The 13,486-nt window shown below is 60.7% G+C and carries 15 protein-coding genes; 13 read left to right on the forward strand and 2 right to left on the reverse strand.

Annotation, left to right across the window (positions count from 1 at the left end):
• The first annotated feature begins 198 nt into the window (after positions 1–198).
• The 4 genes from BFQ03_RS14095 to BFQ03_RS31085 all read left to right on the forward strand — a co-directional run bounded on the left by BFQ03_RS14095 (position 199) and on the right by BFQ03_RS31085 (position 1,278).
• Complete coding sequence (locus BFQ03_RS14095; protein WP_029297088.1) at positions 199–540, forward strand: hypothetical protein; 342 nt, start codon at positions 199–201, stop codon at positions 538–540.
• A gap of 58 nt (positions 541–598) precedes the next feature.
• On the forward strand, positions 599–757 hold the full coding sequence (locus BFQ03_RS30250; protein WP_175403900.1) for a hypothetical protein: 159 nt from the start codon (positions 599–601) through the stop codon (positions 755–757).
• 143 nt (positions 758–900) lie between these two features.
• On the forward strand, positions 901–1,017 hold the full coding sequence (gene ccoM, locus BFQ03_RS31080) for a cytochrome c oxidase subunit CcoM (protein ID WP_029297086.1): 117 nt from the start codon (positions 901–903) through the stop codon (positions 1,015–1,017).
• Positions 1,018–1,032: 15 nt separating this feature from the next.
• Positions 1,033–1,278, forward strand: a complete 246-nt coding sequence (locus BFQ03_RS31085) for a hypothetical protein (RefSeq protein WP_139115692.1) — start codon at positions 1,033–1,035, stop codon at positions 1,276–1,278.
• Here the strand turns inward: BFQ03_RS31085 and BFQ03_RS14100 are convergent.
• Positions 1,275–2,750 (reverse strand): inorganic phosphate transporter, encoded by a 1,476-nt coding sequence (locus BFQ03_RS14100; RefSeq protein ID WP_032858061.1) that lies wholly within the window; start codon positions 2,748–2,750, stop codon positions 1,275–1,277. The two genes, BFQ03_RS31085 and BFQ03_RS14100, sit on opposite strands and share 4 nt — an antisense overlap.
• Positions 2,751–3,081: 331 nt before the next feature.
• Entirely contained in the window at positions 3,082–3,282 is a 201-nt protein-coding gene (locus BFQ03_RS14105) for a hypothetical protein (RefSeq protein ID WP_029297082.1), read from the reverse strand.
• A 608-nt stretch (positions 3,283–3,890) separates the two neighbouring features.
• Between BFQ03_RS14105 and pcaR the strand changes: the two genes are divergently transcribed.
• From pcaR to BFQ03_RS14150, 9 genes are all read left to right on the forward strand, one after another.
• The gene (gene pcaR / locus BFQ03_RS14110) at positions 3,891–4,733 is read left to right on the forward strand and encodes a pca regulon transcriptional regulator PcaR (RefSeq protein WP_032858059.1); all 843 of its coding nucleotides are present in this window, start codon (positions 3,891–3,893) and stop codon (positions 4,731–4,733) included.
• A 178-nt stretch (positions 4,734–4,911) separates the two neighbouring features.
• Complete coding sequence (locus BFQ03_RS14115) at positions 4,912–6,258, forward strand: 4-hydroxybenzoate transporter PcaK (RefSeq protein WP_032858057.1); 1,347 nt, start codon at positions 4,912–4,914, stop codon at positions 6,256–6,258.
• A gap of 216 nt (positions 6,259–6,474) precedes the next feature.
• Positions 6,475–7,332: a CoA transferase subunit A gene (locus tag BFQ03_RS14120; protein WP_029297076.1), complete on the forward strand. Its 858-nt coding sequence runs from the start codon at positions 6,475–6,477 to the stop codon at positions 7,330–7,332.
• Positions 7,332–8,111, forward strand: a complete 780-nt coding sequence (locus BFQ03_RS14125) for a CoA-transferase subunit beta (protein ID WP_032858050.1) — start codon at positions 7,332–7,334, stop codon at positions 8,109–8,111. Before BFQ03_RS14120 ends, BFQ03_RS14125 begins: the two co-directional genes overlap by 1 nt.
• Positions 8,108–9,313, forward strand: a complete 1,206-nt coding sequence (gene pcaF, locus BFQ03_RS14130; RefSeq protein ID WP_175403902.1) for a 3-oxoadipyl-CoA thiolase — start codon at positions 8,108–8,110, stop codon at positions 9,311–9,313. Before BFQ03_RS14125 ends, pcaF begins: the two co-directional genes overlap by 4 nt.
• A 28-nt stretch (positions 9,314–9,341) precedes the next feature.
• Complete coding sequence (gene pcaH / locus BFQ03_RS14135; protein ID WP_032858047.1) at positions 9,342–10,046, forward strand: protocatechuate 3,4-dioxygenase subunit beta; 705 nt, start codon at positions 9,342–9,344, stop codon at positions 10,044–10,046.
• A 1-nt stretch (position 10,047) separates the two neighbouring features.
• Positions 10,048–10,614 carry a protocatechuate 3,4-dioxygenase subunit alpha gene (gene pcaG, locus BFQ03_RS14140; RefSeq protein WP_032858045.1) on the forward strand — a complete coding sequence of 189 codons (567 nt, stop codon included), beginning with the start codon at positions 10,048–10,050 and terminating at the stop codon, positions 10,612–10,614.
• Between the two features lie 201 nt (positions 10,615–10,815).
• Complete coding sequence (locus tag BFQ03_RS14145) at positions 10,816–12,111, forward strand: MFS family transporter (RefSeq protein ID WP_065943366.1); 1,296 nt, start codon at positions 10,816–10,818, stop codon at positions 12,109–12,111.
• A gap of 10 nt (positions 12,112–12,121) precedes the next feature.
• Positions 12,122–13,486: a 3-carboxy-cis,cis-muconate cycloisomerase gene (locus tag BFQ03_RS14150; protein WP_065943367.1), complete on the forward strand. Its 1,365-nt coding sequence runs from the start codon at positions 12,122–12,124 to the stop codon at positions 13,484–13,486.

Here is a 13,486-nt window from a genome sequence, read left to right on the forward strand (position 1 = left end):
AAAAAGCCGACTATTCTAACGGAACAAGGCCCCCAGCCAAAGGACTCTGACAAAAACTACTCCGCTTGCAGGGATGAAAGCGGACGATTCGACGGGTGGCAGGGCACGGCTGACTGACGACTGGGTCACAAGTTGGCGGCCCCAGCCTCAAGTCGTTGGTGCAGCAGCCGACAGCCTGCTGACAGGAGACCCATAATTATGCTGCCACCGATCTTGCCCTTGAGTGTTGTGCCGGTCACGTCGCAACTCGACCCCGTGCGCCCAAAACCCGATATTCCACCGGTGGTCCCCGCGCAACCGAGCTCCAACGAAAGCACCATCGACCTCAAGCACCGTGACGCCGAACAATCGACCTTAATGCTGCGCGAAGAACAACGGCGCCAACAGGAACAGCAGAAACGCCGGCGTGAGGCCGATGAAGATCCCGAGCAGCACTTGGCCATTCCCGGTGATGAGCTCAACGCCGATAACACGGTGCCTGTGGCGCCGCTGATCGAGGACGCGCCCCGCCAGGGGTTGTGGGTGGACGTCGAGGTTTGACCCTTGGGCGGGCCAGGCCGCATTATTGAGCCATTCCAGCCACCACGTAAGCCATGCCATGAGTGATGACAAGCTGATCGACCTGAATGCTGAACGGGCCAAACGGGTCCATGACCTCAATGACAAGCGCCTTAATGAAGTGCGCCAGGCGTTCGAGCAGGCCATGCCCTTGGGCAAAGCGAAGAAAAAGTCGAAAAACAAACCGAAAAAGCGCTGAACTGACCTGAATCTGTTGATTCAGGTCAGTTATTCCCCTTCTTTACGCCCCGTTGCGGGCGACATTGATCCCCGTCAATTTCTCCTCCCGACTTCTTGGTTAACTTAGCCCCATCGCAACAGGGCAAGAGCAGGAGGCCGGTCATGTTTTTCGATAATGTGGTTTTCGCCGGGGTGCTGACTGTCGGCCTCATGGTGCTGTTTTTTGTAGGGTTTGGTTTTTTTATCTGGAAAGACGCGAATAAGCGTAAAAAACCATAGGTTTTTCCGGGTTACATGAGCACGCAAGGCATTTTGGGCGACTTCGGTCGCCCTTTTTTTTGCCCGGATTTTGAAGCCATTCCTGTAGGAGCCGGCTTGCCGGCGAAAATCGTCAACGATAACGCGGTGTGTCCGGTGGCCCGCGTTGCTTTCCAGTTTTTCGCCGGCAAGCCGGCTTCTACAAGGGGGGTCGATAAATCGGCGCATAAAAAAGGCGCGACCCTCGCAGGTCACGCCTTTTTCAATTGCGCGGGCTGTTAGCTGCCCAGCGCCTTGGAGGCCAGCCAGAACAAGCCGGCCGACAGGCTCACCGTCGCAGGCAGGGTCAGTACCCAAGCCATCAGGATGGTTTTCACCGTACCGCCTTGCAGGCCGCTTTTGTTGGCAACCATGGTCCCCGCCACACCCGAAGACAGAACGTGGGTGGTGGATACCGGCAGGGCGAAGATGTTGGCAAAGCCAATCATGGTGGCCGTGGTGATTTGCGCCGACATGCCCTGGGCATAGGTCATGCCCTGTTTGCCGATCTTCTCACCGATGGTCAGTACCACACGTTTCCAACCCACCATGGTGCCCAGGCCAAGGGCCAGGGCCACGGCGAGGATCACCCAGAATGGAGCGTACTCGGTGGTGGCGGTCAGGTCTTTGCGCAGTTTTTCCAGGTCTGACTTCTCGCGGGCTTCAAGGCCGGGCAGCTTGCCGACTTTCTTCGCGGTGTCGTCCAGGCACAGCAGGTAGCGACGTACTTCAATACGCTGGTCGGAAGTCAGTGAACGGTAGTCGGAGACACCCTTCAATGTGCCGAGAAGGGCGTTGATGGTCGGCTCGGTCTGTTGCGGGTTGCAACGGAACTTGCCAGGCAGGTCGTCTTTGACACTTTTGCCCAGGGCGAGGAATTCACCGAGGGTTTCGTGGTTGCGCTGGTAGAACTGGTTGAGGTGCAGGGTGGCGTCGCGGGTACGCTCGATCTGGTAGGTAGTGCTGCCCAGATCGAGTACGAACTGTGCGGGCACGATACCAATCAGCACCAGCATGATCAGGCCGATACCTTTCTGACCGTCGTTGGAGCCATGCACGAAACTCACGGCCATCGCGGAAATCACCAGTACCAGGCGGTTCCAGAATGGCGGGTGTTTCTTGTCGTCGAGCTTGCGGCGCTGGTCCGGCGTCTTGTGCATCTTGGACAGTGGGCGCCACCATTTAAGGCCAATCAACACCAGGGCTGCGACCAGGAAGCCGGCCATGGGCGAGAACACCAGCGAGGCGCCGATATCGATCGCCTTCTGCCAGTTGACCCCGTCCGCCAGTGGAATGTCGTTGATCAAGGCATTGGCCAGGCCGACACCGAGGATCGAACCGATCAGGGTGTGGGAGCTGGATGCCGGGATCCCGAAATACCAGGTGCCAAGGTTCCAGGTGATGGCGGCGGCTAATAATGAAAACACCATGGCCAGACCATGGCCGGTATTCACATTGATCAGCAACTCCACCGGCAGCAGATGCACGATGGCATAGGCAACGCCTACCCCGCCGAGCAACACGCCAAGGAAGTTGAACACCCCGGAAAAGAATACGGCCAGGTGCGGCGGCATCGCTTTGGTATAGATGACTGTGGCCACCGCGTTAGCGGTGTCATGAAAGCCATTGATGAACTCGAAGGCGAGGACAAAGGCGAGGGCGAGCAGCAGGCTCACAAGAACCCAAGCATCTAGTCCGCTGAATAAATCGATCATGAAGGTTTTATGACCCGGTCGTAAGGGGGCGCGATTATGCCAGAAAACCTCAGTAATCTATGCACTAGCTGCTCGCCGGTAACATTCTTCAACGAATTAGTTTGGAGGATGGGTGTGGCTACCAGATATTTCGGTGGTTTGGCAACTCATTGATTTATAAAGAATAGGCGTGTCGATGGAGGGTGCGACAATTGGGAGGAGCGGTCTGAAACGGCTGTATGAAATTTCGTGATGGTGCGAAAGGTGCCGATTGGCGGGCATAGCCAAGGCGCCCCTGCCAGGAGGTGCTGGCAGGGCGATGACTTGTCAGGAAGGCTCAGTCCGACAGCGCTTATGGCTCTTCGGCCTTGAGGTCCTTTTCGATCTTTTGGATTTCCTGGGCAAAAGCCTGGTCGAGCAGACTGGCCCGTTTGCGCCACGGTTTGCGCTCAGGTTCTGGTTGGGCGGCGTAGGTGGTGACTTCCCCGCCGTAAACATCCTTGTAACGTTGTTCCTGGCGCTCAAGTTCCGCGCGCAGTTCGTCTTTCGTCACATTGTTACCTAAATGAGTTGAGTTGATTGCAGTGAAACGCGATGCCACTTTGTTACCGCACACGGCCACGGTACGAGGCAAGAACAGCTGTCGTAGCAACAGTTTTCTGTTATTTCACAATAATGGGCTGACAGTGGAACTGAGCACCCTTTAATTGCGACCAAGGCCAAGACAAGGCAACAGCGAGGTTCGCTGGCGTCACGGATCGTTCTCGGTGCCGACTCGACCTTATCGTACGGTGCATTATAGCGGCGTATTTGAATAAGACTATCGCCAACAAGTTAAAAATCGTCAACTTTGTTTGTGTGTTGTGACCCAATAGTGTCGAGAACTTGACGCCACACTTGCCTAATAGTCTGTGTGTGACAGTTGAATGTAAATGGGCATTAATTAAATCAACGCCGTTGCGCCTAATACCCATCAGTTAATTGGGCACCTTGAAAATTCTGGAGGGCTGTCGATGCCCGGCAGGGCTCAACAGCCCCACAGGAGTAAATTGCGATTATCGAATGACCGTCCGATAATCGCCCAATGTTGGCGGCCTTGCCTTGTGTATCCGTTGCCGGCCAGCTTGTAATGGTGATCGACAATAAGAGAAAGGACCTGAAATGAACGATCAATTGCGCAACTCTTTCGCCTCAGTGGCGCCGCCGATCGTTGCATCACCGGCCAAGCGTATCCAGGCATTTACCGGCGACCCCGACTTCATGACCTCCCTGGCCCGTGGGTTGGCTGTGGTGCAGGCGTTCCAGGAACGCAAGCGTCACCTGACCATCGCGCAGATCAGCCATCGCACGGAAATCCCCCGCGCTGCCGTCAGGCGTTGCCTGCATACCTTGATCAAGCTCGGCTACGCCACCACGGACGGGCGCACCTACTCCCTGCTACCCAAGGTTCTGACCCTGGGGCACGCCTATCTGTCTTCCACGCCCCTGGCGGTTTCTGCCCAGCCCTATCTGGATCGCATGAGCGAGCAACTGCACGAAGCCTGCAACATGGCGACCCTGGAAGGCGACGACATCCTCTATATCGCCCGTTCCGCCACGACCCAGCGCCTGATCTCGGTGGACCTCTCGGTGGGTGGACGGCTGCCGGCCTATTGCACATCCATGGGCCGGATCCTGCTGGCCGCCCTGGATGATGCGTCGTTGCAGGACTACCTCGATCATGCCGAGCTGCAAACCAAGACCAGCCGCACCCTGACCACGCCCGCCGAACTGCTGGAGTGTCTGCAACAAGTGCGGCAACAGGGCTGGTGCATCGTCGACCAGGAGTTGGAGCAGGGCCTGCGCTCCATCGCCGTACCGGTGTACGACGCGTCGGGCCAGGTATTGGCCGCGCTCAATGTCAGCACTCACGCCGGCCGGGTCAGTCGCAGCGAGTTGGAGCAGCGCTTCCTGCCGAGCATGTTGAGCGCCAGCCAGGAACTGAGCGCCCAGTTGTTTGCGTAAGCTGTTCGGTGACCGCACAGATCCCAGCCTGGGCAATTGACGGTGTTTCCCCTGGCTCATTAATGTCGCGGCAGCGTCATTGACCGCGACGACGCCTACCGTCGCGGCATCGGTTTCGCCCCAATAATAATGACGACTCGCCGTCGTTCGCCCGCCCATCGGTGTGGAAATAAAAATAATGAATCAGCCTTCACCTTCTGTTGGTACGTGTCTGGACGTGCAGTCCTTTATCAATGCACAACCGTTGTCCCGCTATCAGTGGCGGGTGGTGATCCTGTGCTTCCTGATTGTCTTCCTCGACGGGCTGGACACCGCGGCCATGGGCTTCATTGCGCCGGCGCTGTCCCAGGATTGGGGGATTGACCGTGCCAGCCTCGGCCCGGTGATGAGTGCCGCGCTGATCGGCATGGTGTTTGGCGCCCTGGGCTCCGGTCCCTTGGCTGACCGTTTTGGTCGTAAGATGGTGCTGGTGGGCGCCGTGCTGGTGTTCGGCGCCTTCAGCCTGGCCTCGGCCTACAGCACCAATGTTGATCAGTTATTGGTGTTGCGTTTCCTGACCGGCCTGGGCCTGGGTGCCGGTATGCCGAACGCCACGACATTGCTGTCCGAATACACGCCGGAGCGTCACAAGTCGTTGCTGGTGACCAGCATGTTCTGCGGTTTCAACCTGGGCATGGCCGGTGGCGGATTTATCTCGGCCAAGCTGATTCCGATGTTCGGCTGGCACAGCCTGCTGCTGATCGGCGGCATCCTGCCATTGATTCTGGTCGGCGTGCTGGTGCTGTGGTTGCCGGAGTCGGCGCGCTACCTGGTGGTGCGCAATCGCGGCACGGACAAGGTGCGCAAGGCCCTGGCGCCCATCGACCCGGCCATCGTCGCCCAGGCCTCAAGCTTCAGTGTCCCGGAACAGAAAACCGTCAAGGCGCGCAACGTGTTCGCGGTGATCTTTTCCGGCACCTACAGCGCCGGCACCCTGTTGCTGTGGCTGACGTACTTCATGGGCTTGGTGATTGTGTACCTGCTGACCAGTTGGCTGCCAACCCTGATGCGCGACAGCGGCGCCAGCATGGAGCAGGCGGCTTTCATTGGCGCGTTGTTCCAGTTCGGCGGCGTACTCAGTGCCGTGGGTGTGGGCTGGGCCATGGACCGGTTCAATCCGCACAAGGTCATCGGAGCGTTCTACCTATTGGCCGGGGTATTTGCCTACGCCGTGGGCCAGAGCCTGGGCAACATCACCCTCTTGGCGACCCTGGTGTTGATTGCCGGGATGTGCGTCAACGGTGCGCAATCGGCGATGCCTTCGTTGGCTGCGCGGTTTTACCCGACCCAGGGACGTGCCACAGGTGTCTCGTGGATGCTGGGGATCGGGCGCTTTGGCGCGATCCTCGGTGCGTGGATGGGCGCCACCTTGCTGGGGTTGGGCTGGAACTTCGAGCAGGTGCTGACGGCGCTGGTGATTCCGGCGGCACTCGCTACCACGGCGGTGGTGATCAAGGGCATCGTCAGCCACGCCGACGCCACCTGAGACTTAAAGCGGACACGGTTCAAAAATGTGGGAGCGAGCAAGCCCGCTCCCACATTTGACCGTGTTCGTCTTGAAAGATAGCTAGGCAACAATCCGTTCGATTATCGAACGGATAGTCGATTATCGGATTGTTTGGCCCATTGCCCCGGCTTACTCTTCAAGCACTTCGGCGCTGCCTCCAGCGTCTTTTTCGACCTATATCGGGAGCCCAACCCCATGGCTGAAATCCTTTCGCTGGCTGATGCGGTAAAGCAGTTCGTCAATGACGGCGATACCGTCGCGCTCGAAGGCTTTACCCACCTGATCCCTACAGCGGCAGGTCATGAAATCATTCGTCAGGGCAAGAAAGACCTGACGCTGGTACGCATGACGCCTGACCTGATCTACGACCAACTGATCGGGGCCGGCTGTGCGCGCAAGCTGATTTTCTCCTGGGGTGGCAACCCTGGCGTGGGCTCCCTGCATCGCCTGCGGGACGCGGTCGAGAAGCAATGGCCGCAACCGTTGGAGATCGAAGAACACAGCCATGCCGACCTGGCCAACGCCTACGTGGCCGGCGCTTCCGGCCTGCCGTTCGCGGTACTGCGGGCGTATGCCGGCTCCGACCTGCCCAAGGTCAACCCGTTGATCAAGACCGTGACCTGCCCCTTCACTGGTGAAGTGCTGGCGGCGGTACCGTCGGTGCGCCCGGACATTACGGTGATCCATGCACAAAAGGCCGACCGCAAGGGCAACGTGCTGTTGTGGGGGATTCTCGGGGTGCAGAAAGAGGCGGCGTTGGCGGCCAAGCGTTGCATCGTCACCGTCGAAGAAATCGTCGATGACCTTAACGCGCCAATGAACGCCTGCGTGCTACCGACCTGGGCCCTGACCGCCGTGTGCCATGTGCCGGGTGGTGCGCATCCGTCCTACGCCCACGGTTACACCGAACGCGACAATCGCTTCTATCAAGCCTGGGACCCGATCGCTCGGGATCGTGGGACATTTACCGCCTGGATCGATGAATACATCCACGGCACTGCTGACTTCAGTCAATTCCAGGCCAAACTGGCTGCCGCGCAGGAGGCCAAGTAATGGCTTACTCGACCAATGAAATGATGACCGTCGCCGCCGCGCGCCGCCTGAAGAACGGTTCGGTGTGCTTCGTCGGCATCGGCTTGCCGTCCAAGGCCGCCAACCTGGCACGCCTGACATCTTCCCCCGATGTGGTGCTGATCTACGAGTCCGGCCCGATTGGCGCCAAGCCGTCGGTATTGCCGTTGTCCATTGGTGACGGCGAGTTGGCGGAAACCGCCGACACCGTCGTACCCACCGGTGAGATTTTTCGCTACTGGTTGCAGGGCGGGCGCATTGACGTCGGTTTTCTTGGGGCGGCCCAGGTCGACCGTTTCGGCAATATCAACACCACCGTGGTCGGTGACTATCACCAACCCAAGGTCCGCTTGCCGGGCGCCGGTGGCGCGCCGGAAATTGCCGGCTCCGCCAAGAGCGTACTGATCATCCTCAAGCAGTCGTCCCGTTCGTTCGTCGACAAACTGGACTTCATCACCTCGGTAGGCCATGGCGAAGGCGGCGACTCGCGCAAGCGCCTCGGCCTGCCAGGCGCAGGCCCGGTGGGGATCATCACCGATCTGTGCATCATGGAGCCGGAGGAGGGCACTCATGAATTCGTGGTCACGGCTTTGCACCCTGGCGTGACCCGCGAACAAGTAATCGCCGCCACCGGTTGGGCGGTGCGTTTTGCCGATCAACTCGGTACCAGCGCCGAACCGACCGAGGTCGAACTGAACGCCTTGCGCGACCTTGAAGCCCGTACCGCCGCCGCCCATGGCCAAACCCCAGGAGAAGCCTGATGCGCGACGTGTTTATTTGTGATGCCATCCGCACCCCCATCGGCCGCTTCGGCGGTGGCCTGTCCACCGTGCGCGCCGATGACCTGGCGGCCTTGCCGATCAAGGCGCTGATGGCGCGCAACCCGTCGGTGGACTGGAACGCGGTGGACGAGGTGTTCCTCGGCTGTGCCAACCAGGCCGGCGAAGACAACCGCAACGTGGCCCGCATGGCTTCGCTGCTGGCCGGCTTGCCATCGAGCATCCCTGGCGTGACCCTCAACCGTCTGTGTGCCTCGGGCATGGACGCCATCGGCACCGCGTTCCGCGCCATCGCCAGTGGCGAAATGGAGCTGGCGATTGCCGGTGGCGTCGAGTCGATGTCCCGTGCGCCATTCGTGATGGGCAAGGCCGACGCTGCGTTCTCGCGCAATATGAAGCTGGAAGACACCACCATCGGCTGGCGTTTTATCAACCCGGTGATGAAGGCCCAGTACGGCGTCGATGCCATGCCGCAGACCGCCGACAACGTGGCGGATGACTATAAAGTCTCGCGCGCCGACCAGGACGCCTTCGCCTTGCGCAGCCAGCAACGCACGGCCGCTGCCCAGGCCGCCGGGTTCTTCGCTGAAGAAATCGTGCCGGTACGGGTCGCCCACAAAAAAGGCGAGACCCTGGTTGAACACGACGAGCATCCACGCGCCGACACCACCCTCGAAGCCCTGGCCAGGCTCAAGCCGGTCAATGGCCCGGACAAGACCGTCACCGCCGGCAACGCCTCCGGGGTCAACGATGGGGCTGCGGCCTTGATCCTGGCCAGCGCCGAAGCCGTGAAAAAGCATGGTTTGACTGCCCGCGCCCGCGTGCTGGGCATGGCCAGTGCCGGGGTCGAGCCCCGTGTGATGGGCATCGGCCCGGTGCCTGCGGTGCGCAAGTTGGTCGAGCGCCTGGGCCTGGCCGTCAGCGACTTTGATGTGATCGAGCTCAACGAAGCCTTTGCCAGCCAAGGCCTGGCGGTGCTGCGTGAGTTGGGCCTGGCGGACGACGCGGCGCAGGTCAACCCGAACGGTGGCGCGATTGCCTTGGGCCATCCGCTGGGCATGAGTGGTGCGCGCCTGGTCTTGACCGCGCTGCATCAACTGGAAAAAACCGGTGGCAGCAAAGGCTTGGCGACTATGTGTGTCGGTGTTGGCCAAGGCCTGGCCCTGGCGATCGAACGCGTTTGAGACTGACAAGAATAAAGAGGATTGCTCCATGAGTGACAAGCCCGGATATCGGCGCCCGCAAGCGGGTACTCAGCCTGATTACCTGCACCCGGCCTACCAGTCGACGAACCTGCGTTCGCCGTCCAAGCCGTTGGTGTTTCTGCCCCATTCGCTGTCGGAAATCACCGGCCCGACCATCGGCGCCGAACGCATTGCCGAGAAAGACAACGACCTGACCGCCCAGCACGATGGCGAGCCGCAAGGCGAGCGCATCATCATTCACGGTCGGGTCCTGGACGAAAACGGCCTGCCGGTGCCGGGCATCCTGGTCGAGATCTGGCAGGCCAACGCCGCCGGTCGCTACAACCACAAGCGCGATTTGCACGACGCGCCCCTGGACCCGAATTTTACCGGCACTGGCCGCACCGTCACCGATGCCGATGGCTGGTACCAGTTCCAGACCATCAAGCCCGGCGCTTATCCGTGGGGTAACCACCATAACGCCTGGCGCCCCGCGCACATCCACTTCTCGCTGTTCGGCCCCAGCGTGCTGACGCGCTTGGTGACCCAGATGTACTTCCCCGGCGACCCGCTGCTGGCCTATGACCCGATCTACAACTGCGTGCCGGATACCTCGGCCAAGGAACGCCTGATCGCCCGTTTCGACCTGGAAAAGACCGTGCCGCACTACGCCCTCGGCTACCGCTGGGACATCGTCCTGCGCGGCCGCGACGCCACGCCGATGGAGAAATGACATGACCCTTAATGCGACCACGTCCCACACCGTCGGGCCGTACTACCACATCGGCCTGACCTGGCTGAACCGCGAAGACCTGGCCAATGCGGGCACCCTCGGCGAGCGCGTGGCGATCACCGGACAAGTGGTGGATGGCAATGGCGATGTGGTCAACGATGCCATGCTGGAAGTCTGGCAGGCCAACGCCGCCGGCAAATATGACCACCCCGAGGATGACCAGGACAAAGCCCTGGACCCCAATTTCGAAGGTTTTGGCCGGGTGCCGGTGGATGCGCAGGGGCGGTTTCGCTTCAGCACCATCAAGCCCGGTAGCGTGCCGGGCCTCAAGGGCACGACCCAGGCGCCGCATCTGGTGGTGCTGGTGTTTGCCCGTGGTTTGGTGAAGCACTTGCTGACGCGGATTTATTTCGACGGTGAGGCAGCGAATGGCGATGACCCGTTGCTGGCGTGTGTGCCGGCAGAGCGGCGGCATACATTGGTGGCCAAGACGGATGCGTCGGGGGTGTATCAGTGGAATGTGATTCTTCAAGGGACAGATGAAGAAACGGTGTTTTTCGATTACTGATGCCCCCCGTGTAGGGGCGAGCTTGCTCGCGAAAATCTTCAACGATAACGCAGGTTTCCTGGATAAACGCGGTGTCCTTGGGTCTTTCGCGAGCAAGCTCGCTCCTACAGGGGCAACCCACCCCCCAAAGGTCTGCTTGCGGAACGAGGTTGTTGCAAAGTATGTCTAGACTCTAACCCGTTCCCCACGAGTGAAAACAACATGACAACAACTACCAGTCACTACACCGGAGAAGAGCGCAGCAAACGGATTTTTGCGATTGTCGGGGCCTCTTCCGGCAACCTGGTCGAATGGTTCGACTTCTACGTCTACGCGTTCTGTGCCATCTACTTCGCCCCAGCGTTTTTCCCCTCTGACGACCCCACGGTGCAACTGCTCAACACCGCTGGCGTGTTCGCCGCAGGCTTCCTGATGCGACCCATCGGCGGCTGGCTGTTTGGCCGGGTCGCCGACAAGCACGGGCGCAAGAATTCGATGATGATCTCGGTGCTGATGATGTGCGCCGGCTCCCTGGTCATCGCTTTTCTGCCCACCTATAAAGACATTGGCGCCTGGGCCCCGGCCCTGCTGCTGATGGCGCGGCTGTTCCAGGGGCTGTCGGTGGGTGGCGAGTACGGCACCACGGCGACCTATATGAGTGAAGTCGCGCTCAAGGGCCAGCGCGGCTTCTTCGCTTCGTTCCAGTACGTGACCCTGATCGGCGGGCAACTGCTGGCGGTGTCGGTGGTGGTGATCCTGCAACAACTGCTCACCGAAGAAGAGCTACGGGCCTGGGGCTGGCGCATTCCGTTTGTGATCGGCGCTGTCGCGGCGGTGATCTCGCTGCTGCTGCGTCGCTCCCTGAAAGAAACCACCAGCCAGGAAATGCGTGAAAACAAAGACGCTGGCAGCATCAGGGCGCTGTTTCGCGATCACAAGGCCGCGTTTATCACCGTGCTCGGCTACACCGCTGGCGGCTCGCTGATTTTCTACACCTTTACCACTTACATGCAGAAGTACCTGGTGAACACCGCCGGGATGCACGCCAAGACCGCCAGCTACATCATGACCGGCGCGCTGTTCCTCTACATGTGCATGCAACCGCTGTTCGGCATGCTCTCGGACAAGATCGGCCGGCGTAACTCGATGCTCTGGTTCGGCGCCCTCGGCACCCTGTGCACGGTGCCGATCCTGATGACCCTGAAAACCGTAACCAGCCCGTTCCTGGCCTTTGTGCTGATTACCCTGGCGCTGGCGATTGTCAGTTTCTACACCTCCATCAGCGGCCTGGTGAAAGCGGAAATGTTCCCGCCACAAGTGCGCGCCCTCGGTGTGGGCCTGGCCTATGCGGTGGCCAACGCGATCTTCGGTGGTTCGGCGGAATACGTGGCACTGGGCCTGAAGTCCATCGGCCTGGAAAACACCTTCTACTGGTACGTGACCGGCATGATGGCTATTGCGTTCCTGTTCAGCCTGCGCCTGCCGAAACAGGCTGAGTACTTGCACCACGATCTGTAAGGGAAGAGTTATGACGCTGCGCACGAGCAACCAATTGTTCGACGCTTATTTCACCGCTGACAGCATGGCCGAGGTGTTCTGTGACCAGGGACGCTTGCAGGGCATGCTGGATTTCGAAGCCGGATTGGCCCGGGCCCAGGCCCGGGTTGGGCTGATCCCGACGGCCGCTGTCGCACCGATTGCCCAGGCGTGCCTGGCCTCGCTGTATGACGTGGACGCACTCGGCGTGGCGATTGCCACGGCAGGCAACTCGGCGATTCCGTTGGTGAAGGCGCTGGGCAAGTTGATTGCCAGTGAAGACGCCGGCGCCGAGCGCTATGTGCATCTGGGTGCGACCAGCCAGGATGTGATGGATACGGGCCTGGTGCTGCAACTGCGGCGGGCGCTGGAGTTGATCGAGACAGACCTGGCCCGGCTGGGCGCGGTGCTCGCCGCCCAGGCGCAGCGCTATGCCGATGTGCCATTGGCCGGGCGCACCTGGTTACAGCACGCCACGCCGGTGACCCTGGGGATGAAAATCGCCGGTTGGCTGGGGGCGGTGACGCGCAGTCGCCAACGGCTGGTGGAGTTGAAGCCGCGCCTGCTGGTCCTGCAATTCGGCGGGGCGTCCGGTACCTTGGCGGCGTTGGGCGAACAGGCAATACCGGTGGCGCAAGCCCTGGCGACGGAGTTGCAACTGGCGCTGCCGGAACAACCCTGGCACACCCAGCGTGATCGTCTGGTGGAGTTCGCCAGCGTTCTTGGCCTGATCGCTGGCAGCCTCGGCAAGCTCGGTCGGGACATCAGCCTGCTGATGCAGACCGAAGCGGCGGAAGTGTTCGAACCCTCGGCACTGGGCAAGGGCGGTTCTTCCACCATGCCGCACAAACGCAACCCGGTGGGCGCCGCTGTACTGATCAGTGCTGCCACCCGTGTACCTGGCCTGGTGTCGACGATGTTCAGCGCCATGCCCCAGGAGCACGAACGCAGCCTGGGCCTGTGGCATGCCGAGTGGGAGACCTTGCCTGAAATCTGCCGCCTGGTGTCCGGTGCCTTGCATCAGGCGTTGCTAGTGAGCGAGGGCCTGGAAGTCGACGCGCAACGCATGGGCAACAATCTCGACCTGACCCAGGGGCTGGTGCTGGCCGAAGCCGTCAGTATCGTGCTCGCCCAGCGCCTGGGCCGCGAAACCGCCCATCACTTATTGGAGCAATGCTGCAAACGCGCCGTCGCCGAGCAGCGCCATTTGCGCGCCGTACTGGCCGATGAGGCACAAGTCACGGCTCAGCTGTCGGCGGCTGAACTGGATCGTCTGCTCGACCCGGCCCACTACCTGGGGCAGGCCCAAACCTGGGTCAGCCGCGCAGTGACCGAACACGTTGCATTTTCTGCCTGA

This window comes from Pseudomonas sp. 25 R 14 (assembly GCF_900004755.1).
Taxonomy (GTDB): domain Bacteria; phylum Pseudomonadota; class Gammaproteobacteria; order Pseudomonadales; family Pseudomonadaceae; genus Aquipseudomonas; species Aquipseudomonas brenneri.

Excerpts from the sequence above, each read along its gene's own strand:
- BFQ03_RS31085 (WP_139115692.1), top strand. The coding sequence starts at position 1,033 with ATGAGCACGCAAGGCATTTTGGGCGACTTCGGTCGCCCTTTTTTTTGC.
- BFQ03_RS14100 (WP_032858061.1), bottom strand. The coding sequence starts at position 2,750 with ATGATCGATTTATTCAGCGGACTAGATGCTTGGGTTCTTGTGAGCCTG.
- BFQ03_RS14125 (WP_032858050.1), top strand. The coding sequence starts at position 7,332 with ATGGCTTACTCGACCAATGAAATGATGACCGTCGCCGCCGCGCGCCGC.
- BFQ03_RS30250 (WP_175403900.1), top strand. The coding sequence starts at position 599 with ATGAGTGATGACAAGCTGATCGACCTGAATGCTGAACGGGCCAAACGG.
- BFQ03_RS14145 (WP_065943366.1), top strand. The coding sequence starts at position 10,816 with ATGACAACAACTACCAGTCACTACACCGGAGAAGAGCGCAGCAAACGG.
- BFQ03_RS14115 (WP_032858057.1), top strand. The coding sequence starts at position 4,912 with ATGAATCAGCCTTCACCTTCTGTTGGTACGTGTCTGGACGTGCAGTCC.
- BFQ03_RS14120 (WP_029297076.1), top strand. The coding sequence starts at position 6,475 with ATGGCTGAAATCCTTTCGCTGGCTGATGCGGTAAAGCAGTTCGTCAAT.
- BFQ03_RS14095 (WP_029297088.1), top strand. The coding sequence starts at position 199 with ATGCTGCCACCGATCTTGCCCTTGAGTGTTGTGCCGGTCACGTCGCAA.
- pcaG (WP_032858045.1), top strand. The coding sequence starts at position 10,048 with ATGACCCTTAATGCGACCACGTCCCACACCGTCGGGCCGTACTACCAC.
- ccoM (WP_029297086.1), top strand. The coding sequence starts at position 901 with ATGTTTTTCGATAATGTGGTTTTCGCCGGGGTGCTGACTGTCGGCCTC.
- pcaR (WP_032858059.1), top strand. The coding sequence starts at position 3,891 with ATGAACGATCAATTGCGCAACTCTTTCGCCTCAGTGGCGCCGCCGATC.
- pcaH (WP_032858047.1), top strand. The coding sequence starts at position 9,342 with ATGAGTGACAAGCCCGGATATCGGCGCCCGCAAGCGGGTACTCAGCCT.
- BFQ03_RS14150 (WP_065943367.1), top strand. The coding sequence starts at position 12,122 with ATGACGCTGCGCACGAGCAACCAATTGTTCGACGCTTATTTCACCGCT.